Origin of the sequence: Pantoea sp. 1.19 (genome assembly GCF_001922585.1) — a bacterium.
Lineage (GTDB): Bacteria > Pseudomonadota > Gammaproteobacteria > Enterobacterales > Enterobacteriaceae > 1-19.
Map to the genome: position 1 here is coordinate 135,884 of NZ_MRBS01000005.1, position 21,517 is coordinate 157,400.

The 21,517-nt window shown below is 59.9% G+C and carries 15 protein-coding genes and 1 pseudogene; 7 read left to right on the forward strand and 9 right to left on the reverse strand.

Features of this window, described 5'->3' with window-relative positions; genetic code table 11:
* Positions 1–31 precede the first annotated feature (31 nt).
* On the reverse strand, positions 32–1,657 hold the full coding sequence (locus BS626_RS11295; protein ID WP_075182500.1) for a malate:quinone oxidoreductase: 1,626 nt from the start codon (positions 1,655–1,657) through the stop codon (positions 32–34).
* Between the two features lie 610 nt (positions 1,658–2,267).
* On the opposite strand from BS626_RS11295, the gene BS626_RS11300 reads away from it, so the two are divergent.
* Positions 2,268–2,957: an MgtC family protein gene (locus tag BS626_RS11300; protein ID WP_075182501.1), complete on the forward strand. Its 690-nt coding sequence runs from the start codon at positions 2,268–2,270 to the stop codon at positions 2,955–2,957.
* Between the two features lie 121 nt (positions 2,958–3,078).
* On the opposite strand, the gene BS626_RS11305 is transcribed toward BS626_RS11300, so the two are convergent.
* Both BS626_RS11305 and BS626_RS11310 read right to left on the reverse strand, forming a co-directional pair.
* On the reverse strand, positions 3,079–3,324 hold the full coding sequence (locus BS626_RS11305) for a DUF1158 family protein (protein WP_075182502.1): 246 nt from the start codon (positions 3,322–3,324) through the stop codon (positions 3,079–3,081).
* Positions 3,325–3,342: 18 nt separating this feature from the next.
* Positions 3,343–4,272: a LysR family transcriptional regulator gene (locus BS626_RS11310; protein WP_075182503.1), complete on the reverse strand. Its 930-nt coding sequence runs from the start codon at positions 4,270–4,272 to the stop codon at positions 3,343–3,345.
* Positions 4,273–4,371: 99 nt separating this feature from the next.
* Here BS626_RS11310 and BS626_RS11315 point away from each other — a divergent pair, with 99 nt between their 5' ends.
* The 3 genes from BS626_RS11315 to BS626_RS11325 all read left to right on the forward strand — a co-directional run bounded on the left by BS626_RS11315 (position 4,372) and on the right by BS626_RS11325 (position 7,776).
* Positions 4,372–4,968 carry a short chain dehydrogenase gene (locus BS626_RS11315; protein ID WP_075182609.1) on the forward strand — a complete coding sequence of 199 codons (597 nt, stop codon included), beginning with the start codon at positions 4,372–4,374 and terminating at the stop codon, positions 4,966–4,968.
* A 206-nt stretch (positions 4,969–5,174) separates the two neighbouring features.
* Complete coding sequence (mntP, locus tag BS626_RS11320; RefSeq protein ID WP_075182504.1) at positions 5,175–5,750, forward strand: manganese efflux pump MntP; 576 nt, start codon at positions 5,175–5,177, stop codon at positions 5,748–5,750.
* A gap of 193 nt (positions 5,751–5,943) precedes the next feature.
* On the forward strand, positions 5,944–7,776 hold the full coding sequence (locus BS626_RS11325; protein ID WP_075182610.1) for an ABC transporter ATP-binding protein: 1,833 nt from the start codon (positions 5,944–5,946) through the stop codon (positions 7,774–7,776).
* Here the strand turns inward: BS626_RS11325 and BS626_RS11330 are convergent.
* Complete coding sequence (locus tag BS626_RS11330) at positions 7,773–8,897, reverse strand: GNAT family N-acetyltransferase (protein ID WP_075182505.1); 1,125 nt, start codon at positions 8,895–8,897, stop codon at positions 7,773–7,775. The two genes, BS626_RS11325 and BS626_RS11330, sit on opposite strands and share 4 nt — an antisense overlap.
* 166 nt (positions 8,898–9,063) lie before the next feature.
* Here BS626_RS11330 and BS626_RS11335 point away from each other — a divergent pair, with 166 nt between their 5' ends.
* Complete coding sequence (locus BS626_RS11335) at positions 9,064–9,564, forward strand: TIGR00645 family protein (RefSeq protein WP_075182611.1); 501 nt, start codon at positions 9,064–9,066, stop codon at positions 9,562–9,564.
* 866 nt (positions 9,565–10,430) lie between these two features.
* On the opposite strand, the gene BS626_RS11340 is transcribed toward BS626_RS11335, so the two are convergent.
* From BS626_RS11340 to betI, 5 genes and pseudogenes are all read right to left on the reverse strand, one after another.
* Positions 10,431–12,518, reverse strand: a complete 2,088-nt coding sequence (locus tag BS626_RS11340) for a TonB-dependent siderophore receptor (RefSeq protein WP_075182506.1) — start codon at positions 12,516–12,518, stop codon at positions 10,431–10,433.
* Positions 12,514–13,608: pseudogene (locus tag BS626_RS11345) on the reverse strand (ABC transporter substrate-binding protein); the annotation flags it as partial. The gene BS626_RS11340 and the pseudogene BS626_RS11345, both read right to left, overlap by 5 nt.
* A gap of 130 nt (positions 13,609–13,738) precedes the next feature.
* Complete coding sequence (gene betA, locus BS626_RS11350) at positions 13,739–15,424, reverse strand: choline dehydrogenase (RefSeq protein ID WP_075182508.1); 1,686 nt, start codon at positions 15,422–15,424, stop codon at positions 13,739–13,741.
* 127 nt (positions 15,425–15,551) lie between these two features.
* Positions 15,552–17,024: a betaine-aldehyde dehydrogenase gene (betB, locus tag BS626_RS11355; RefSeq protein ID WP_075182509.1), complete on the reverse strand. Its 1,473-nt coding sequence runs from the start codon at positions 17,022–17,024 to the stop codon at positions 15,552–15,554.
* Between the two features lie 15 nt (positions 17,025–17,039).
* Positions 17,040–17,633, reverse strand: a complete 594-nt coding sequence (betI, locus tag BS626_RS11360) for a transcriptional regulator BetI (RefSeq protein ID WP_075182510.1) — start codon at positions 17,631–17,633, stop codon at positions 17,040–17,042.
* Between the two features lie 249 nt (positions 17,634–17,882).
* Between betI and BS626_RS11365 the strand changes: the two genes are divergently transcribed.
* Both BS626_RS11365 and BS626_RS11370 read left to right on the forward strand, forming a co-directional pair.
* On the forward strand, positions 17,883–19,913 hold the full coding sequence (locus BS626_RS11365) for a choline transporter (protein WP_075182511.1): 2,031 nt from the start codon (positions 17,883–17,885) through the stop codon (positions 19,911–19,913).
* A gap of 147 nt (positions 19,914–20,060) precedes the next feature.
* On the forward strand, positions 20,061–21,386 hold the full coding sequence (locus BS626_RS11370) for an MFS transporter (RefSeq protein WP_075182512.1): 1,326 nt from the start codon (positions 20,061–20,063) through the stop codon (positions 21,384–21,386).
* Positions 21,387–21,517 lie beyond the last annotated feature (131 nt).

Below are 21,517 nucleotides of genomic sequence, written 5' to 3' on the forward strand. Positions count from 1 at the left end.
AGCAAGCTGGCCCTGAGGGGATAAGGCAGGATTACTGCGCGGCGCTCTGGGCGGCTGGCGTAGCCGCCGGCGCGCCGGCGTCGTCATTGGCGGCCTGCATCGGCTGGTAGTCCAGCTGCAGCACGCGGCTGGTTTCGGCCAGTTCGTGCTCGGTGGCGGCCACGTTACCGTTCAGCTTGGTGCCATAAGACGGAATAATGGTTTTCAGCTTGCTCTGCCATGCCGGCGTCTGCACCTGGTCTTTAAACACTTTTTCCATCAGGTGCAACATGATCGGGGCGGCGGTGGAGGCACCCGGTGAGGCGCCCAGCAGCGCGGACATGGTGCCATCTTCTGACGCTACAACCTCGGTACCCAGCTTCAGTACGCCGCCTTTTTCCGCGTCTTTCTCGATGATCTGCACGCGCTGGCCGGCGTGAATCAGGCGCCAGTCCTCTTTCTTCGCGTCCGGGAAGTACTCCTGCAGCGCGGCGAAGCGGTCGTCGTCAGACAGCATCACCTGGCTTATCAGGTATTTCACCAGGTCGAAGTTGTCCAGGCCCACGTGTACCATCGGCATCAGGTTGCTGGTGGTTATCGAGCCAAACATATCCCACAGCGAACCGTTTTTCAGGTACTTCGTGGAGAAGGTGGCGAACGGGCCAAATAGCAGAACCTGTTTGCCATCCAGTACGCGGGTATCCAGGTGCGGAACCGACATCGGCGGCGCGCCAACGGAGGCTTTACCGTAGACTTTCGCCAGGTGACGTTTCACCACTTCCGGGTTTTCCGTCACGAGGAATTCGCCGCCCACCGGGAAGCCAGCATATTTTTTCGATTCCGGAATGCCCGTTTTCTGCAGCAGCGGCAGGGCCGCACCGCCGGCGCCGATAAAGACGTATTTCGCCTTAATCACGCTGTCACTGTCGTTTTTCAGATCGTGAACGGTGACGCTCCAGCTGCCATCGTCATTGCGCGTCAGGTCGCGCACTTCATGGCCGGTTTGCAGGCTAAAGTTGTCGCGCTTTTGAAGCGCAGACACCAGCTGACGGGTGATTTCCCCGTAGTTTACGTCGGTACCGATGGTAATGTGGGTGGCCGCCACTTTCTGCTGCGGATCGCGCCCTTCCATGACCAGCGGTACCCACTTTTTAATCTGCTCGGGATCGTCACTGAATTCCATACCGCGGAACAGGGTGCTGGCCTGCAGGGCCGCGTAGCGTTTTTTCAGGAAGTTAACGTTCTCATCACCCCACACGAAGCTCATGTGCGGCACGCTGTTGATAAAGCTGTGCGGGTTGGTCAGCACGTTACGCTCGACCTGATGCGCCCAGAACTGGCGAGAGACCTGGAAGGCTTCGTTGATTTCGACCGCTTTTTTGATGGTGACGGTACCGTCTTCTTTTTCCGGCGTGTAGTTCATTTCCATCAGCGCGGAGTGGCCGGTGCCGGCGTTGTTCCAGCCGTTAGAACTCTCTTCTGCTACGGCATCAAGACGCTCGACCATGCCGATACGCCAGTCAGGCTCCAGCTCTTGCAGGTAGGTGCCGAGCGTGGCACTCATGATACCGCCGCCAATTAGCAGGACATCGACGTTTTTTTCCTGTTCGGCCATGGCCTGTTTGCTGAAGCCGACGGCATTCATACAGAGGGCCAATAGAACTGCGATCTTGCGCATGTGGCGATTTCTCCAGTGTTTTCATGCAACATGGTTTGCAGGTGAAGCAGGTACGCCTCTGACGGGCCATTCTCTGCTTCAATACAAGCGATACGGGTACTCACAACAACACCCACGGCGGACGCGGGTTAACTGCATGTTATACATGCGGCGGGGAATATAACATTTCGATAATAGAAATAAAAAAATGTTGAGCTTTTGTAACTTTTTTAAGTGTTTTTTTCTCACTTGCCGGTCCGTACCGGCTATCCGATGTCACAATCACCCGGTTTGTTTAGCTTTGGTGTAGGCCCTGAGCACTATGCTGGCGGCAGATTTTCTTCAGGAGCATCCCCTTGGACAGTTATCGACCCCGTAAAAACGTCTGAGGCAGGCCAGTCTGATATTGCCTGCCATACCGGCTGGGCAATGTCGTCATCGCAGTACCGATACGCATTCCCGATACAGATCACATCCCCTCATGCAGGAGCGGGCTATGCGTCACTGTTTTCTCTTTCACAGCTTGTTCCCTCCGGGCGGCGCGCCGCGTTAATCGTGGATTGTGTCCCGGCGTGCCTGTGCACGCCCGTTATTGCTCAGGCGCTGCGGCGCCGCAACGGAGGGCCTGAATATGGCTTGGACTCCCTTTATCGCGCATCTGGCGCTGGCGCTGCTGCTCGGCGCCCTGATTGGTGCTGAACGTCAGTGGCGTCAGCGTATTGCCGGATTACGTACGAATGCGCTGGTCGCTACCGGCGCGGCGATGTTTATTCTCAGCTCGGTCAGCACCTCACCGGACAGCCCGGGCCGCATTGCGGCGCAGGTGGTGTCGGGGATCGGTTTCCTTGGTGCGGGGGTGATCATGCGTCAGGGCATGACCATCAGCGGTTTGAATACCGCCGCCACGCTGTGGTGCTCGGCCGCCGTTGGCGTGCTTTGCGGACTGGGGCAGTTTGCCAATGCGCTGGTAGCAACGCTGGTACTGCTGTGTGCCAACGTGCTGCTGCGTGAGGCCGCCGCGCGCATTAGCCTGCAGCCAAAAGCACCGGACTGCGAAGCCGAACAGCGTTATCGCCTGCAGATTGTCTGCGGTGGCCAGGATGAAATACTGGTGCGTACGCTGATTTTACAGGCAATCAACGGCGCACCGCTGCGGCTGCAGGGGTTGAACAGCGCCGACACCGCCGATCCCTGCCGGATGGAAGTCAGCGCTGACATTCTTGCGTTACCGGCGGCGCAGCGAGAGATAGAGCACATTGTTTGCCGCATCAGCCTGGAAAAAAGCGTCAGCGCGGTGAACTGGCGCGTGCTGTGTGAATAAGGAGCAAGGGATGAAAAAGATCGATATCTACGGCGTGATCATTCTGTTTTTCATTGGCGTGGTGATCCTCAGTAATGGCCTGCTGATGATTCTGGCAGACCACCCCTGAGCGGTGCTGGCGCTACTGAATGCGGAAGTAGCGGCGCCAGATAAAGCGAATCAGCGTGTACTCCAGCGCGCCCAGCAGCAGAAACCACAGGCAGAATACCAGCGTGTACATTTGGCTGAGGTCGCTGAAGTGAAACAGGTCCATCAGCCGGCGGGTCAGGGTCAGGCTAAACTGGGGCGCGGGCAGCAGCAGCGCCGATAAAAACCCCAGCATCAGCGTCCACATCGGGAACAGCAGGGTGTCGAAATGACTCTTCATGGTGATCGCTTCCTCTTGTCAGCCGGCATTGTCCGGGAAATGCGCCGCGGCGGCAAGGGAGGGCGCCAGCCGGGGCGGGGCGTGCGCACCTAAAAAGTCGACAAAGCTGCGGCGTTTAGCGCTGGCGTGGTGATCCTGATGCCACAGCAGATGAATTGGCCGGGCGGCGGGCAGCGCGTGATCGAGCAGGCGTACCAGTCGCCCGGCGGCAATGTCCTCTGCCAGCAGGACCAGCGGCTGCAAGATCAGTCCCGCTCCGGCCAGCGCCGCCTGGCGCAGTGCCTGACCGTCGTTACAGTCGAAAGTGGTGGTGTCGGGCCACAGCGGTATTTCTCCCAGGCGCCAGGCATTGCGTTTGTTCCACAGCAGATTGCCCAGGCAGCGGTGGCCGGGCAGATCGCCGGGCTGCCGCGGCGTGCCGTGCTGTGCCAGGTAGTGCGGCGTGGCGCAAATCACCATCTGATACTCACCGAGATAGCATGCCACCAGTGGGCTGTCTATCGGCAGATCGCCGATGCGGATCGCCAGATCAAACCCCTCGGCAATCAGATCAACGTAGCGATCGCTCAGGGTCAGTTCAATACGCACATCGGGCCAACTCTGCTGATACTGGGCGGCCAGCGAGGCAATCAGCGTACTGCCCAGGGTGGTGGGGGCCGACAGGCGCAGGCAGCCAGAGGGGAAGCGCTTCAGTGCGTCTACGCGTCCGCGCGCCCATTGCAGGCGTGACAGGATGTGTTTGGCTTCCGTATACCAAAGCTGACCGGCTTCGGTCAGGTGCTGGCGACGGGTATTACGCTCCAGCAGGCGCACGCCCAGCTCGCGCTCCATCTGTCGCACGTGTTTGCCGACCATCACCGCGGTCATCTCCAGCTGTCTGGCAGCGGCGCTAAAGCTGCCGCCTTCTACGGCAGCAACAAACGCTGCCAGCGCCCGCAAATTATCCATGATTGCAAACTCCAGGTTTCAGGTGATGGAAATTATGGCCGGTTTTTCACCGGATTGCGTTAGCGGATGATGGTGATTCCGTTCACTGAGGAGAACCGTATGAAAATTTTAGTGGTGGGTGCCGCCGGCACCGTGGGGCAGGGCGTCGTTACTGAACTGGCGCGCGATCATGACATCATCAGCGCAGGGCGTACGTCGGGAGATTTACAGGTTGATTTAACCCGCGATGAGAGTGTGGAGGCGCTGTTTCGCGCCGTCGGCGCGGTGGACGCGGTGATTGCCGCGACCGGCAACGTCCACTTTGGCGATCTGCGGGCGATGACGCCGGCGCAGTTCACGCTGGGGCTGAATGATAAGCTGATGGGACAGGTTCGCCTGGTCCTGATCGGCCAGCATTATGTTAACGCCGGCGGCTCCTTTACGTTAACCAGCGGCATTCTCGCTCAGCAACCCATTGCTCAGGGCGTGAGTGCAATGGCGGTCAATCGCGCGCTGGAGGGCTTTGTCGAAGCGGCAGCGAACGAGCTTCCGCGTCAGCGGATTAACGCCGTCAGTCCAACGGTGCTGACCGAAGCGCTGGAGCATTATGGTCCGTACTTCCCCGGCTTTGAGAGCGCGGCGGCCAGTCGGGTGGCGCTGGCCTATCGCCGGAGCGTGCAGGGCATCCAGAGCGGGCAGGTGTATCGGGTATGGTAACGCAGCGCGGCATCAGGCCGCGCGTTTTTGCAGCGCTTTTAGCTGAGGGTAATAATTATAGCCTTGGCTATAATTAACTGCATGATTTTAAACTCTTTTTTATTTCTCTTTTTTATGCCAGGATACGCTCCCTTAACGCATTTGGCCCCGTTCAGCTTTCCTTTCTGCGCATTTCAGAGGAAAAGGGGGAGATATCAGGCACATGTATGACCTTCTACGCGACCTTAATTCTGGCTTTTGGCATGTCGATGGACGCTTTCGCCGCGGCGATCGGTAAAGGCGCGGCGCTGCACCGGCCATCGGTGAAAGAAGCGCTGCGCACCGGCATCATTTTCGGCTGCATTGAAGCGATCACCCCGCTGATCGGCTGGGGCATTGGCCTCGCGGCCAGCCAGTTTGTTATGCAGTGGGATCACTGGGTGGCGTTTACGCTGCTGTTCGTGCTTGGCGTGCGCATGATCGTCGAAGGTTTCCGCAAAGACGACAGTGAGCCGGCAGAGGCGCCGCGCCGTCACGGATTCTGGCTGCTGGCCACGACTGCGGTTGCGACCAGCCTGGATGCGATGGCCGTCGGCGTCGGGCTGGCGTTTTTGCAGGTCAATATTGTCACGACCGCGCTGACCATTGGCGCGGCCACTACCCTGATGGCCGCCGCCGGTATCCTGCTGGGCCGCTTTCTCGGCGCGGCGGTGGGCAAGTGGGCGGAAATTGTCGGCGGAGTAGTGCTGATTGGCATCGGCGGATCGATCCTGGTCGAACATCTTGGTCTGCTGGCCGGCTAAGCACACCGGTGGCATCTGCCGCCGACGGCGTCCGGTCTCCACTGGCAGCGGGCCCGATCGCCGCGTTCGGCTGCCGTCTCCCTCGCCGTCCTGACGCGCGGCCGTTTTTTCGCTGCGCTGTATCACCCACAGCGGCCCCTACCCCTCCCGTCTGCCATGCACTATGCTGAGGCTTTTCCCCGCATCTGGATGGATAATGTTTCGCCGTATTGAAAAAATGATCGATCTGTTCGCGCCCGCGCCGGGCGAGGAGCCGCCGGCGCGGTTGAGCGGCTTCTACCTGTTTTTTCTGCGGCAGGTCTGGCCGAGCTTTGCGCTGCTACTCGGCGTCGGGCTGGTGGTGGCGCTGATCGAAGTGTCGCTGTTTGGCTATCTGAGCCGGATTATCGATCTGGTTAACGGCACCTCCGGCGCGCGGCTGTTTGCCGATCACGGCGGAGAGCTGCTCGCGATGCTCGCGGTGGCGCTGATTCTGCGCCCGCTGTTTACCGGCCTGCATGATGTGCTGGTCCATCAAACCATTAACCCGGGGATGACCGGGCTGATCCGCTGGCAAAATCACAGCCGGATACTGCAGCAGAGCCTGTCATTTTTTCAGCGCGATTTCTCCGGGCGGATTGCCCAGCGGGTAATGCAGACCGGCCAGGCGCTGCGGGATTCGCTGGTGCAGGCGGTAGACGCCCTGTGGCACGTGCTGGTGTATATCGTCACCTCACTGGTGCTGTTTGCCGATGCCGACTGGCGGCTGGGCCTGCCGCTGCTGGTGTGGCTGGTGGCCTACTGTCTGGCTCTGCGCTATTTCGTGCCGCGCGTCAAAGCGCGTTCGGTGGCGGCGTCGGAAACGCGGTCGCGGCTGATGGGCTGTATCGTGGATGGCTACACCAATATCACTACCCTGAAGCTGTTTGCCCATCGCGACCTGGAGCGGGCTCATGCGCGCGAGGTGATGCAGGAAAATGCCGACCGCGCCAGGGCTTCCGGACGGATGGTGACCGCCATGGACGTGAGCCTCGGCGTATTGAACGGCCTGCTGATCGGCATAACCTGCGGGCTGGCGCTGTGGCTATGGTCGCAGTCGCGGATCAGCGTCGGTGCCATTGCGCTGGCCACCGGGCTGGTGATCCGCATCGTGAATATGTCCGGCTGGATAATGTGGGTGGTGAACGGCATCTTTGAGAATATCGGCACGGTGCAGGACGGGCTGAAGACCCTTACCCAGCCGCTTACCGTCACCGACGCACCGGATGCGGCTCCGCTGGTGGTGCGCGGCGGCGAGATCGGTTTTGAGCGGGTGCGCTTTCACTACGGTGCGGCGCGTCCGGTGATCGACGGCCTGACCCTGACCCTGCGCCCCGGAGAAAAAGTGGGGCTGATTGGCCCCTCCGGCGCGGGGACATCCACGCTGGTGAACCTGCTGCTGCGCCTGTATGACCTTGATGGCGGTCGCATTCTGATCGACGGGCAGGACATCGCCGGCGTCAGCCAGGAGAGCCTGCGCGCGCAGATTGGCATGATCACTCAGGACACCTCGCTGCTGCACCGATCGATTCGCGATAACCTGCTGGTCGGGCGACCGGACGCCGATGGCGCCGCACTGGCACACGCGATCCGCGGTGCGAAAGCGGAGGACTTTATTCCGCATCTGGCGGATGACGCCGGGCGGCGGGGGCTGGCGGCCCACGCTGGCGAGCGGGGGGTAAAACTCTCCGGGGGGCAGCGTCAGCGCATTGCGATTGCGCGCGTGCTGCTGAAAGATGCGCCGATTTTGATTATGGATGAGGCGACCTCGGCGCTGGACTCGGAAGTGGAGGTGGCGATTCAGGAGAGCCTGGAGACGCTGATGGCGGGCAAAACGGTGATTGCTATTGCCCACCGCCTGTCGACCATCGCCAAAATGGACCGGCTGGTGGTGCTGGATCAGGGACGAATCGTCGAAATGGGCAGCCACCGCGAGCTGCTGCAGCAGGGCGGATTATATGCCCGCCTGTGGCAGCATCAGACCGGCGGCTTTGTCGGCGCCAATTAGCCGAGGCGATAGGGCAGGGCGGCGCGCGCTTCGTCGGCCCACGCGCGCACCGCCGGACGCTCCCGGGCGAGAAACGCCTCCACGGCCTGCGCCAGCCCGGGATGGCGCAGCAGATGCCAGGAGTGCGTCAACACCGGCTCGAAGCCCCGCAGCAGCTTGTGTTCCCCCTGCGCCCCGGCGTTAAAGTGCTGGCGCCCGCTGGCGATCGTTGCCTCAATGCCCTGCCAGAAACAGGTTTCAAAGTGCAGGCCATCTACCTCTTCTTTGCAGCCCCAGTAGCGGCCGTAAAAGGTCGCGTCATCCACCAGGCTCCACGCCATGGCCAGCGGGCGCCCGGCCCGTTCAGCGAACACCACGCGGATTGCCTCTGGCATCCGCTCCGCCAGCAGGCTAAAAAATGTCCGGGTTAAATAGGGGGCGCGACCGCGCACCGCATAAGTGTTGGCATAGCAGCGGTAGACCGTATCCCAGTCGGTTTCCTGCGCCTGCGCCACATCAAGCCAGCGGAAGGTGATGCCCTGCTCACGTACCCGCTGACGCTCTTTGCGAATCTGCTTACGCTTGCGCGAGCTGAGCGCGTCGAGAAAATCCTGAAAGTCGCGATAGCCGCGGTTATGCCAGTGATACTGATAGCCTATACGGGACAGCCAGCGTGCCGGCTGCGCGGCCAGCAGGGTATGGGCGGTCGCGTCGATGAAATTGAGGTGTGCGCTCATCAGCTGTCGCTGCGCCAGAAAGTCCGGCAGCGCGGTCAACAGCGCCGCGGCGGCATTGGCGTCACCCAGCAGGCGCGCGCCGCCGATCGGAGAGAACGGTACCGCCCCCAGCCATTTGGGATAGTAGGGGATCCCCGCCTGCTCGCTGGCTTCCGCCCAGCGCTGATCGAACACGTATTCCCCCATTGAGTGTCCTTTCACATAGCCCGGCACGGCCGCGCATAGCCGGCCCTGCGCGTGCCACAGCAGGTGGCAGGGTGCCCAGCCGCTGCGCGGCCCGAGACTGCCGCTCTCCTCCAGCGCGCTGAGAAACGCATGGCGTAGAAAGGGCTGAGGGGAAGGCAGCAGGGCATCCCATTCGGCGGCGGGCAGCGCGCGCAGGTGGGTCAGAGCAGTCAGGGACATGGCGGTTTCCACAGCAGCAGAATGGGAAGAGGCGTAGCGGCCAGGATACGCCGCTGCCGTCAGTGTAAAAAGGATTAAATTTCATCGCAAGCGGCCATCCCCCCTTGCCCTGCCGACGTCGGCTTACGCTATACTGGCGGCCGTGTTGAACTTTGAACGGGACATTATGGAACGCTTCGCCGAAAATCTGATGTACGCTTCGCGCTGGCTGCTGGCGCCGGTCTATATCGGTTTATCTCTGGGGTTACTGGCGCTGGCCATTAAATTCTTCCAGGAAATTTTTCACATTCTGCCGAATATTCTGTCGATCGCTGAGGCAGACCTGATTCTGGTGCTGCTGTCGCTGGTGGATATGACCCTGGTGGGGGGACTGCTGGTGATGGTGATGCTCTCCGGCTATGAGAACTTTGTCTCGCGGCTGGATATTGATGACAGCAAAGAGAAGCTCAGCTGGCTCGGCAAAATGGACTCCGGCTCGCTAAAGAATAAAGTGGCGGCCTCGATCGTTGCCATCTCCTCCATCCACCTGCTGCGGGTGTTTATGGATGCCCGCAATATCGAAGACAACAAGCTGATGTGGTACGTGATCATTCATCTTACCTTTGTGCTGTCGGCGTTTGTGATGGGCTGGCTGGATAAGATGTCCCGGGACAAAGGCACCAAATAACCCTTCGTTTCTGAAACAAGCGGCGTCAGTCTGATGCTCATCGCGTCAGTTGGCCCGCCTTATCTGACAGCTATGCGGGCTGCGTTTTCCTCCCTTTCCTGACCCATTCGCACCCTTGTTGCAGGGGGGGCGGCGTCATGTTTCCGGCGGTGTTGATACCGTGGCTCTTGCACCGCGAGAGTCCGGCGAAGAGGGGTATCAGAGCCGAGACGCTTTACGGTTGCTTTTTTCATCTGGCAAGGCCCCCGGGACCGCGCAGCAGGTTGCTCCTCACTGCTGATGTTCTTTCGCCGTGAATTCCGGCGCCCGCGCGGGGAATCATGGCATCTGCACAATCAGTAGGGCGGCTGAATGCTATCAGTATCGCACGGTGTAGCCGCAGCGTATTCGTAACTCTGGCTAAGGCGATAAGTCAGAACGCAGACGAGCTTACGTGTTTAACTAGTTGAATATGCTTAAAATACCTCTTTTTTCAAAAAGGCTAGCATATATTCTTCTTTATTATATCTTATCGCTAAAAATGATATGTACTTCCAGCGCTGAGAAATACGTGAATATTTAATCTATCTATCTAATTTTTAAAGTTAATTTCATTCCTTCGAAGGAAGGGTATTACGGGCAGACTTTTGGGTGATAAAGAAAAAAGATTACCGTTTCTTTATCATACGGTCGTTTTATTTTGCGTTTTTATGGGCATTAATGGGAAAGGAGAGGGATGAGGCGCGTGCCCGGTTTATACCGGATCACCGAACGTCATCCGATGTGACCCGAAGAAGTTGACGACGTGAGAAATAAGCTCCGCTGAGACGCCTGTCTCCCTATGAAGGGAGATAGGCAGCGTGTAACGTTGGCATGACTGCGACCCATTAAAAATCTACGCTGGCCTTTAACACTACCTCGCGCGGCTCTCCAACGGCCACCCGCAGGTCCCCGCCACTGGACGGATAGTACGTGCTGTCGAACAGATTTTTTACGTTGAGCTGCCAGCCGATCCGGCTCTGCCCCAGCGGCAGGGTCCAGCGCACAAAGGCGTCGGCAACCGTGTAATCATCAAGGTAAAAACCGTTGGCGGCATCACCGGCGCGGCGTCCGACGTAGCGGGCACCAATGCCGGCGCGCAGGTTATCTGCCGCCAGCAGGGACGTGCTGCCAAAATCGCGAGTGAGGAACAGGGCGGCGGTGTGGCGGGCGACGTTGGCCAGCGCGTTACCGTTATTCTCCGGATCCGCGGTTATCCGTGCATCCGTGAGGGCGTAGCTGCCCACCAGGCTTAGCCGCTCGGTGAGCTGGCCCGCCAGATCCAGTTCGATACCCTGCGAACGCACCTTGCCGGCGGTGCGGGTGACCGCTTCACCGGCCACCAGCTCACTGACCATCACGTTCCGCTTCTGGATATCATACAGCGCCAGCGTGCCGGTAATGCCCTGCGCCAGCGCCAGCTTATAGCCGACCTCCCACGCCTGTCCCCGCTCCGGCGGCAGCGCGCCGATCTCTGAGGCAATCGATGAGTTTGGCTTGAAGGATTCGGTGTAGCTGGCGTACAGGCTGGAGAGTGGATTCAGGTTCCACACCACCCCGACGCGCGGTACCAGCTGGCTGTCGCGGCTTTCGGTACGTGTAATAAAGGGCCGCCCCTTACCGGCCATCACCGCGACGCGATCGTAGCGCAGGCCGCCGATCAGCTGCAGATGATCATTCAGGCGCATCGCGTCCTGCACAAACACCCCACGGCTGTCGATATTTTCGCGCTGGTCACTGTCTTTGGCGCTGATCGCGGTGGCAGGCTTCAGGACGCCGTACTGCGGATGCCAGATATCAAACTGGTCGCGGGTGCGCGTACCGCGGATCATATCACCGCGGAAGGTGCGATCTGCCTCATAATCCATGCCGACCAGCAGCTGATGGTGAATTCGCCCCCAGTCGAGATCGCCGTTCAGGGTCGCTTGCACCAGCTGCGAGCGGCTCTGCGCATCGGCGGTCGCATCGGGCTGGCGGGTCAGCAGGCCACTGACGGCGTCAAACGCCGTCGCGCGCGCCTGATTATCACGGTAGCGATTGCGGCTAAACGCGTAGTTCAGCTGAGTCGTCCAGCGGTCGCTGAGGATCTGCTCGACGCCGGCGCGCAGCGTATCCTGATCGCCGCGGGTGGCGTTAAACGCTTCGTCAAAGCGGCGCTCCCGCGGCGTGCTGACCGGCTTGCCGGTGCGGGGATCGATCACCGTGCCGCGGTCAAATGGCAGCAGGTACTCCATGTGTTCCCAGCTCAGATTGACCGTAGTGCTGGGGCCGTACCAGCTGAGTGACGGAGCCACCACCGTTTGCCGGCTGCGGCCAAAATTTCGCCAGTAGTCGACTTCGTCATGATCCACGATCAGCCGGCCGGCGAAGCCGCTGGTTCCCAGCGGACCGCTGGCGTCCAGCTGGCCGCCGCCGCCGCCGCTTTCGCCGTAGGTACGCCCGTCCAGGTGAATGCGCGGCGTCAGCAGCGGTTTTTTACTGATGATGTTTACCAGTCCGCCCGGCTCATTCATGCCATACAGCATGGACGACGGGCCTTTCAGCACCTCGACCCGCTCGCTGGTAGGAGTAAAATTGCGCGCCTGCACCGACCGCACACCGTCGCGCAGGATTGAACCGTCGCGATTATCGCCAAAGCCGCGCTTAATAAAGGCGTCCTGGGTGCCGCCCAGCGTATTGGCCTGAGTGACGCCGCTGACGTAGCCCAGCGCCTCGTCAAGCGAGCGGGCGTCGTCGTCGTCCAGCAGCGCCGGAGGCACCACGGTGACGTTTTGCGGCGTATCCAGCAGTCGCGCCGGCGCGCGCATGGCGGTGACGCTGTCCAGCGACTGATAGTCGGAGGAGGGGCTATCAGCCTGCTGGCTGACGACCAGCGTCTCTTCCGCCTGTACCGCCAGCGGCAGCAGGGCGAGGATCAGTGTGAAGGTTTTTTTCATTATGCAGTGCTACCCAGAAGGTCCCGGTGAAATCCAGCGGCAGAAAGCGCTGGTAAAGTTGCTGCAGCGTCTGCTGCGGATCAACGTCCGCAAACAGCTCTGGATACAGGGCCTTAGCCATCTACTCTGCCGCCACCACGTGGTAAGGGCTGAGATAAAAATTGTGCCACAGGCCAAATGTGCGGCCGTTGCGCACCGCTGCCAGCTGGCTGAGCAGCGGCTGCGCCGCCAGCTGACGCCTCAGGCTACTGCGGGCGTCCGACTCGCTAACCTGCGGGCCAAGCGCCAGCGTTTCATCGGCCGATCCGCCCGCCATGCCGGTCGCGATATACACCTGCGGCTTCGCCGCCAGCGCCCGCTCCGGATTCAGTTCGCCGAACACCCCGCGTACCGATGCGGCGGCGATGTTGTCGCCGCCGGCAAACGCCAGCAGCTGCCCGAGGTTGCCGTTGACTGCCGTGGTGCAGCAGGTATCGCGGCGGCCAAGATGCAGTTGCAGCATTACCCGGGTCTTCTCGCCGTGGTAGGAAGCAAGGCGTTGACGAATGCGCGCCATATGCGTCTGATAAAAATCAATAAAATTGGCGGCCCGAGCGGGCTGGCCGAAGATGTCTCCCAACAATTTGACGCTGGGCACGGTGTGATGGAGTAAATCGACGCGCAGATCGACCTTGACTACCGGCACGCCGGCCTGAGCCATGACCTGCATAAAATGGGCTTCCTGCTCGCCGCTTTTCGCCAGCTGCGGCAGAATCACCAGGTCCGGGCGCAGCTGCAGTACCGCCTCCGGATTCATGTCGCGCACGCTGCCGCTGCCCAGCTGCGGGATGCGCGCCAGCGCCGGAAAACGCGCCGCATATTGCGCCCAGCTTTGCGGATCGTATTTTTTCAGGTCGGCGGGCCAGCCCACGATCCGGGCGGCGGGATTGTCCGGCAGCAGCAGCGCCAGGGTATACAGCATGCGGCTCTCACCGAGTACGATACGCTGCGGCGTGTCGGGCAGGGTGACCTGACGGCCGCTGATATCGATCACCTGACGCGCCGAGGCGACGCTGCAGAATAGCAGCAGGAATAACCACAGAATACGCATCATACCGCCGTTGGGCTGGGGAAAGGGCGTTGATGATAATGCGTCTCAAAAATATTCGCAATTGCGATATGGGGCGTTTGTCTGGTGGGAAAAAGGGAAAAAAAAGGGCAGCTTACGCTGCCCCTGTCGGTCATGACGCCTTGCGCGCCGGCTCTTTACGCGCGGGGGCATCGCCGGCCACATAGTAGCTGGCGGTGCTGCGCGGCAGCGGCTGCTGACCGCGAATCACATCGGCCAGCTTCTCACCGATCATGATAGTGGTCGCGTTCAGGTTACCGGTGATGATCAGCGGCATGATTGACGCGTCTACCACCCGCAGCCCTTCCAGACCGTGGACGCGGCCTTCGCCATCGACTACCGCCATCTCGTCGGTACCCATTTTACAGGTGCCGCAAGGGTGATAGGCGGTCTCGCCGTGGTTACGTACGAACTCGTCCAGCTGCTCGTCGGTCTGGCAGTCAATGCCCGGGCTGATCTCACGGCCGCGGTATTTGTCCAGCGCTGGCTGATTAATGATCTCGCGGGTAATGCGGATGGCATCGCGAAATTCCTGCCAGTCCTGTTCGCTTGCCATGTAGTTGAACAGGATGCTTGGGTGCGCATGCGGGTCGCGCGATTTCAGCTGAACGCGGCCGCGGCTCGGTGAGCGCATCGAGCCGACGTGGCACTGGAAACCGTGTGCATCGACGGCGTTTGAGCCGTTGTAGTTAATGGCGACCGGCAGGAAGTGATACTGAATGTTTGGCCAGTCAAACTCTTCGCGGCTGCGAATAAAACCGCCGGCCTCGAACTGATTACTGGCGCCGATGCCGGTGCCGTTAAACAGCCACTCCGCGCCGATTTTCGGCTGGTTATACCATTTTAGCGCCGGGTAGAGCGAAACCGGCTCTTTACACTCGTATTGCAGGTACATTTCGAGGTGATCCTGCAGGTTCTCACCCACGCCGGGCAGCTCATGAACCACCGGGATATCGAATTTTTTCAGCAGGTCGGCCGGGCCGACGCCGGAGCGCTGCAGAATTTGCGGCGAAGCAATGGCCCCGGCGCTGAGCAGCACTTCCTTGCGCGCGCGCGCGGTGTGCTTCTCGTGATGCGATCCCTGCAGGTATTCCACGCCCACTGCACGTTTGCCTTCAAACAGAATCCGGTCGGTGGTGGCATGTGTCACGATGGTCAGGTTCGGACGCCCTTTTGCCTGGTCGAGATACCCGCGCGCGGTGCTGGCGCGACGGCCGTTTGGCGTGGTGGTGCGATCCATCGGGCCAAAGCCCTCTTGCTGATAGCCGTTCAGGTCGTCAGTGCGCGGATAACCGGCTTCAACGCCCGCCTGAATCATGGCTTCAAACAGCGGATTATTGTTGGCTTTGGGTGTGGTGACCGACACCGGGCCGTCGCCGCCGTGATAATCGTTCGGGCCGATATCGCGGGTTTCTGCTTTACGGTAGTAGGGCAGGCAGTCGAGGTAGCTCCAGTTCTCCAGACCCGGCTCTTTGGCCCAGTTGTCCAGATCCATGGCGTTACCGCGGATATAGCACATGCCGTTGATCAGCGAAGAGCCGCCCAGCCCTTTGCCGCGTCCGCACTCCATGCGGCGGTTATTCATGTACGGCTCAGGCTCGGTTTCATAAGCCCAGTTGTAGCGCTTACCCTGCAGCGGGAAGGCCAGCGCCGCCGGCATCTGGGTGCGAAAGTCAAAACGGTAATCGGGACCGCCCGCTTCCAGCAGCAGGACGCTCACGTTAGCATCTTCAGTCAGGCGGGTCGCCAGCACGTTACCGGCTGAACCCGCACCAATGACGATATAATCGAATTCCATTATGTTCTCCTCAGTCAGGCGGTGTGCCCTCTGTTCAGATGGGCTGCGCCGGCAACACGACCGGCGCGGCGAGCGGGGTGCAGGCCATCAGGCCATTCGCACGCCCGCGCAGGGACAGCAGCCGTGATTAAAATACGGACTGGAAGCGATCCAGTTCCAGCTCAACAGACTTCACCTGAGTGTAGTGCTGCAGCGTCATCAGGCCATTTTCACGGCCGACACCGGAATGCTTGTAGCCGCCAACCGGCATCTCTGCCGGCGATTCGCCCCAGGTGTTGATCCAGCAGATTCCGGCTTCAATCTGGTGAATCATGCGATGGGCACGATTCAGGTCGCGGGTCACCACGCCGGCCGCCAGGCCAAAGTCGGTCGCGTTGGCGCGGGCAATCACTTCCTCTTCGCTGTCATAGCTCAGGATGGACATCACCGGGCCAAAGATCTCTTCACGCACGATGGTCATCTCGTCGCGGCAGTCGGTAAATACGGTCGGCGCGACCCAGGCGCCCTGGTCGAAGCCGTCCCCGCTCAGACGCTCGCCGCCACACAGCAGGCGGGCCCCTTCGCTGACGCCGCTTTCGATATAGCGCATCACGTTATCGCGGTGGGCAAAGCTGACCAGCGGACCAAAGTTGGTCGCCTCATCCATCAGGTCACCGGCGCGAATGCGCGCCACGCGCTCCGTAATTTTGGCTTCAAATTCGGCCTTCAGCGCCTGCGGAATGAACACGCGGGTACCGTTGGTGCAGACCTGGCCGGAACTGTAGAAGTTGGCCATCATGGCGATATCGGCGGCCAGATCGAGATCGGCATCGTCGCAAATAATCAGCGGGGATTTACCGCCCAGCTCCATGGTGACCTCTTTCAGCGTGGAACCCGCCGCGTTAGCCATCACTTTCTTACCGCTGACTACGCCGCCGGTGAACGACACCTTATCGATCCCCGGATGCGTGGTCAGCGCCTGCCCGGTTTCAGCACCGAGGCCAGGCAGCACGTTGAACACGCCGTCCGGCACGCCCGCTTCGGTGTAGATTTCCGCCAGCTTCAGGGCGGTCAGTGGCGTCACTTCGCTCGGTTTGAAAATCATAGCGTTGCCCGCGGCCAGCGCCGGAGCGGATTTCCACAGCGCGATTTGAATCGGGTAGTTCCAGGCACCGATGCCGGCAACTACGCCCAGCGGCTCGCGGCGGGTGTAGACGAAGGCCGTGTCGCGCAGCGGGATTTGTTGGCCCTCCAGCGCCGGGATCAGACCCGCGTAATACTCCAGTACGTCGGCACCGGTGACGATATCGACGCTGGCGGTTTCGCTATAAGGCTTACCGGTATCCAGGGTCTCCAGCGCGGCCAGTTCGTCATTGCGCTCGCGCAGGATGTCCACGGCGCGGCGCAGAATACGTGAGCGCTCCATGGCGGTCATCGCCGCCCAGATTTTCTGGCCTTTGCGCGCGGCGGCGACGGCGCGATCAACATCCTCAGCGCCGGCAGCCTGAACCTTGGCCAATACTTCGCCACTGGCCGGATTAATTGTTTCGAAATGTTTTCCAGTTGTGCTGTCAACGTAGCCGCCGTCAATGTACAGGCGTTGTTCAGTGAATCGGGACATCGATTTTCCTCCTGGTTAAGTCCGGGTATCCGCCAGACACTGGCGGATAAAGCGCGTGGTCAGCGTTTTCGCCTGTGGCTGATCAAAGGGGTCGCCACTCAGCGCGGCGCGAAGCCACAGGCCATCGATCATGGCCGCTAAACCGTAACCGGCACGACGGGCCTCAGCCCGCGGCAGGTCGCGCTGAAATTCTGCCACCAGCGTGGTCAGCAGCCGTCGGCTACTGACCTGCTGCAGGCGATTGAGCATGGGCTGATGCATACTACTGGCCCAGAAGTCGAGCCAGGCTTTCATCGCCGCGCTATGTACTTGTGAATCGTCAAAATTTCCATCGACGATGGCGCACAGGCGCACCTCGGTCGATGCATCGGGCAGCGCGCGTAAGCGCTGCTGCACGGCAGTACGCAGCTGGGCGGTCACATCGCGCATTGTGGCCTCCAGCAGGCCGTTCTTGTCCCTGAAGTAGTGGCTGATGATGCCGGTAGAGACGCCCGCCCGCCGGGCAATTTGCGCGATGGTGGCATCCTGCAACCCCACCTCGTTAATGGTATTCAGGGTAGCGTCGATCAGCTGACGCCGCCGGATTACCTGCATACCTACCTTGGGCATTTCTCACTCCTCACCCTGTGCTCTGCTAACCATTTAAACTTTTTTTAATTGAACGTTCAATCAAAAAAGAAAAATTGTTATAGTTATTTGGTGAGACGGTCACCTAAGGTTAGGAGATTTAGTGCTACTTTGTTAACGATGATCCAATAAAGCGTGCGCTCAGCGCTCTCTTAACCGCGGCGTCCCGCTCGCCTTGCGTCGGCACATTGTGTTCCTGCGCTTTTTTCGTGATTGAACCAGAGGTATCCGATGACTCAACCACCCGCCAGTGAAAAAGACAGAATCAATCCCGTGGTGTTCTACACCTCGGCAGGGCTGATTTTGTTGTTTTCTCTGATGACCATCTTCTATTCCAGCGCGTCTGCTGCCTGGATTTTACGCGCCGTTAACTGGGTGTCCGCTACGTTTGGCTGGTACTACATGCTGGCGGCGACCCTGTATATCGTGTTCGTCCTGTTTATGGCCTGTTCGCGCTATGGCTCGATAAAACTGGGACCGGAGCAGTCCAAGCCGGAGTTCAGTATCTTGAGCTGGGCAGCGATGCTGTTTGCCGCCGGTATCGGCATCGATCTGATGTTCTTCTCGGTAGCCGAGCCGGTGACCCAGTACATGCAGCCACCGGAAGGGGCCGGGCAGACCATTGAGGCCGCACGGCAGGCGATGGTGTGGACGCTGTTCCACTACGGCATGACCGGCTGGTCGATGTATGCGCTGATGGGCATTGCGCTGGGGTACTTCAGCTTTCGTTACAATCTGCCGCTGACCATTCGTTCCGCGCTCTATCCGATCTTTGGTAAGCGGATCAACGGCCCCATCGGTCATACGGTGGATATCGCCGCGGTGATCGGTACTATTTTCGGGATTGCCACCACCCTGGGTATCGGCGTGGTACAGCTTAACTATGGCCTGAACGTACTGTTTGATATTCCCGATAGCCTGGCGGCTAAAGCCGGCCTGATCGCGTTGTCGGTGATCATCGCCACCATTTCAGTGACCTCCGGGGTGGATAAAGGGATCCGTATCCTGTCCGAGCTGAACGTGCTGCTGGCGCTGGGCCTGATCATTTTTGTGCTGTTCGTGGGTGATACCGAATTCCTGCTTAACGCACTGGTATTGAACATTGGCGATTACATCAATCGCTTTATGGGCATGACGCTCAATACGTTTGCTTTCGACCGTCCGGTGGAGTGGATGAACAGCTGGACCCTGTTCTTCTGGGCCTGGTGGGTGGCGTGGTCGCCGTTTGTCGGGCTGTTCCTCGCGCGCATTTCCCGCGGCCGCACCATCCGTGAGTTTGTGCTGGGCACGCTGATCATTCCGTTTACCTTCACTCTGCTGTGGCTGTCGGTATTCGGCAACGCGGCGCTGTATGAGATCATGCACGGCAACATTGGTTTTGCTCAGGAAACCCTGGCACACGCCGAGCGCGGTTTCTATAGCCTGCTGGCGCAGTATCCGGCCTTTACCTTCAGCGCATCGGTGGCCACCATTACCGGCTTCCTGTTTTACGTCACCTCAGCGGATTCCGGTTCACTGGTGTTAGGTAACTTCACGTCGAAACTGAAGGATATTAATAGCGATTCTCCGAACTGGCTGCGCATTTTCTGGTCGATCACTATCGGTGTACTGACCATGGGAATGCTGATGACCAACGGCATCTCTGCGCTGCAGAATGCGACGGTCATCATGGGGCTGCCGTTCAGCTTTGTGATCTTCTTCGTGATGGCCGGATTGTATAAATCGCTGAAGGTGGAAGATTTCCGCCGGGTCAGTGCCGGACGGGATACCGCCCCGTATCCGGTGGTCGGTCAGGATCGCCTGAGCTGGAAAAAGCGGGTTTCCCGTCTGATGAACTACCCGGGCAGCCGCTATACCCGTCAGATGATGGAAACCGTCTGCTTCCCGGCGATGGAAGAGGTCGCGAAGGAGCTGGAGCTGCGCGGTGCCAAAGTCGAGTTGCAGAGTTTGCCGCCGGCGGAGGATGAAAACCTGGGTCACCTCGAGCTGCTGGTCAACCTCGGCGAAGAGCAAAACTTCGTCTACCAGATTTGGCCGCAGCAGTATTCGGTACCGGGCTTTACCTACCGTGCGCGTAGCGGTAAATCGACCTACTACCGGCTGGAAACCTTCCTGCTGGAGGGAAGTCAGGGTAACGACCTGATGGATTACACCAAAGAGCAGGTGATTATCGATATTCTCGATCAGTACGAACGTCACCTTAACTTTATTCACCTGCACCGCGAAGCGCCGGGAAATAACATCACCTTCCCGCACGTTTGAGTGCAGAAACGGCGGGCGCAGGCCCGCCGCTTTTTTCCTCCGGCCACCGCGGCGGAGGTTCTCAGATTTCTCCGTTTGCCCACTGCGGTAAAACAGACCAGGCTATAACGTGTCCTTTCTCCGGAAGCCTGCCAGACAGGGAGTCGTATGAAAAAAGTCCTCAATGCTTTCCTGCCATTATACACCACGACCCTGCTGATGCTGCTCGGCGCCGGTTTGTTAACCACCTATGTGTCATTACGGCTGGCCCACGAACAGGTGAGTGGCACCCTGATCGGTGCCATTACCGCGGCCAACTACGTTGGTCTGGTGATCGGCGGCAAGGTGGGTCATAACCTGATTGCCCGGGTCGGTCACATCCGCGCCTATGTGTCGTGCGCCGGGGTGATCACCGCGTCGGTGATCGGACACGGTTTGACTGATACCCTTCCGCTGTGGATTTTTCTGCGACTGATTATCGGTCTGTGCATGATGTGCCAGTACATGGTGCTGGAGAGCTGGCTGAACGACCAGGCGGAGTCGTCGCAGCGCGGCACGATTTTCGGCCTGTATATGGTGGCAACTTACCTCGGGCTGTGCGGTGGGCAGGCAATCCTGATGCTGGCCACCGGTTTTGGCATCACCATGCTCCTGATCGTGGCGCTCTGCTTCTCCCTCTGCCTGGTGCCGATTGCGCTCACGACCCGTACCAACGCCAAGCCAATGGTGCCGGCTCCGATGGAGCTGGGCTACTTTTTTACCACCATCCCCAAGCTGCTGGCGACCACGCTGGTGATGGGCATGGCGGTCGGGGCGTTCTACGGACTGGCGCCGGTATTTGCCAGCGCGCTGGGACTGAGTACTGGCCAGACCGGTTTGTTTATGGCGGTGACCATTTTTGCCGGCCTGGTATCCCAGTTTCCACTGAGCTGGCTGTCGGATCGCTATGACCGCCAGCGCCTGCTGTTTTATACCGCAGTGCTGTATGCCGTAGCCTCGCTGCCGCTGGCGCTGTTGGCCGACCTCCCCTTTGGCCTGCTGTTGGCGATGGCGTTTGTGGCCAGCATGGCGCAGTTCTCACTGTATCCGCTGGCGGTCGCGCTGGCTAACGACCAGGTGGTTCCGGAACGTCGCGTTTCGCTCACTGCGTGCCTGCTGATGGCCTTTGGCGTGGGGGCGAGTATCGGTCCGCTGGTGACCGGGGCGGTGATGCAGCCGTTTGGTGCCAACGTGTTGTACCTGTTCTTCACGCTGTGCGGCGGCCTGATTGCCGCGCTGAGCTGGGTGAAGCGCCGACCGGAAATCATTGTCGATGCGCCGCTGCCGCACGTAGTGATGCCGGAGGGTCTCGCTTCTTCACCGCTGGCGGCCGCGCTCAACCCCACGCTGGATGAAGAGGTGATTCAGGATGCGATGCTCACCGATGCGCCCGTGGAAGAGCCTGATGAAGATCCGCCAGAAGGGGAGGAGGAAGAGACGCCTCCCCGCACCTAAACCTGACGCATCCTGGCGTTTAGTGGATTTTTACGCCGCTAAACGCCTTTTTTACGCCTTTTTTATCCGTGATTCGCTGTAATCAGCGTCTGGTTGCATGACAGATGCCCGACGCATTGGCCATGCCCTAT

What these genes read in the sequence shown, in the direction of transcription:
- BS626_RS11330 (WP_075182505.1), bottom strand. Translation starts at nt 8,897, where the DNA reads ATGTCCCTGACTGCTCTGACCCACCTGCGCGCGCTGCCCGCCGCCGAA.
- BS626_RS11335 (WP_075182611.1), top strand. Translation starts at nt 9,064, where the DNA reads ATGGAACGCTTCGCCGAAAATCTGATGTACGCTTCGCGCTGGCTGCTG.
- BS626_RS11340 (WP_075182506.1), bottom strand. Translation starts at nt 12,518, where the DNA reads ATGAAAAAAACCTTCACACTGATCCTCGCCCTGCTGCCGCTGGCGGTA.
- BS626_RS11295 (WP_075182500.1), bottom strand. Translation starts at nt 1,657, where the DNA reads ATGCGCAAGATCGCAGTTCTATTGGCCCTCTGTATGAATGCCGTCGGC.
- betA (WP_075182508.1), bottom strand. Translation starts at nt 15,424, where the DNA reads ATGGAATTCGATTATATCGTCATTGGTGCGGGTTCAGCCGGTAACGTG.
- mntP (WP_075182504.1), top strand. Translation starts at nt 5,175, where the DNA reads ATGACCTTCTACGCGACCTTAATTCTGGCTTTTGGCATGTCGATGGAC.
- BS626_RS11310 (WP_075182503.1), bottom strand. Translation starts at nt 4,272, where the DNA reads ATGGATAATTTGCGGGCGCTGGCAGCGTTTGTTGCTGCCGTAGAAGGC.
- betI (WP_075182510.1), bottom strand. Translation starts at nt 17,633, where the DNA reads ATGCCCAAGGTAGGTATGCAGGTAATCCGGCGGCGTCAGCTGATCGAC.
- BS626_RS11365 (WP_075182511.1), top strand. Translation starts at nt 17,883, where the DNA reads ATGACTCAACCACCCGCCAGTGAAAAAGACAGAATCAATCCCGTGGTG.
- betB (WP_075182509.1), bottom strand. Translation starts at nt 17,024, where the DNA reads ATGTCCCGATTCACTGAACAACGCCTGTACATTGACGGCGGCTACGTT.
- BS626_RS11300 (WP_075182501.1), top strand. Translation starts at nt 2,268, where the DNA reads ATGGCTTGGACTCCCTTTATCGCGCATCTGGCGCTGGCGCTGCTGCTC.
- BS626_RS11370 (WP_075182512.1), top strand. Translation starts at nt 20,061, where the DNA reads ATGAAAAAAGTCCTCAATGCTTTCCTGCCATTATACACCACGACCCTG.
- BS626_RS11305 (WP_075182502.1), bottom strand. Translation starts at nt 3,324, where the DNA reads ATGAAGAGTCATTTCGACACCCTGCTGTTCCCGATGTGGACGCTGATG.
- BS626_RS11315 (WP_075182609.1), top strand. Translation starts at nt 4,372, where the DNA reads ATGAAAATTTTAGTGGTGGGTGCCGCCGGCACCGTGGGGCAGGGCGTC.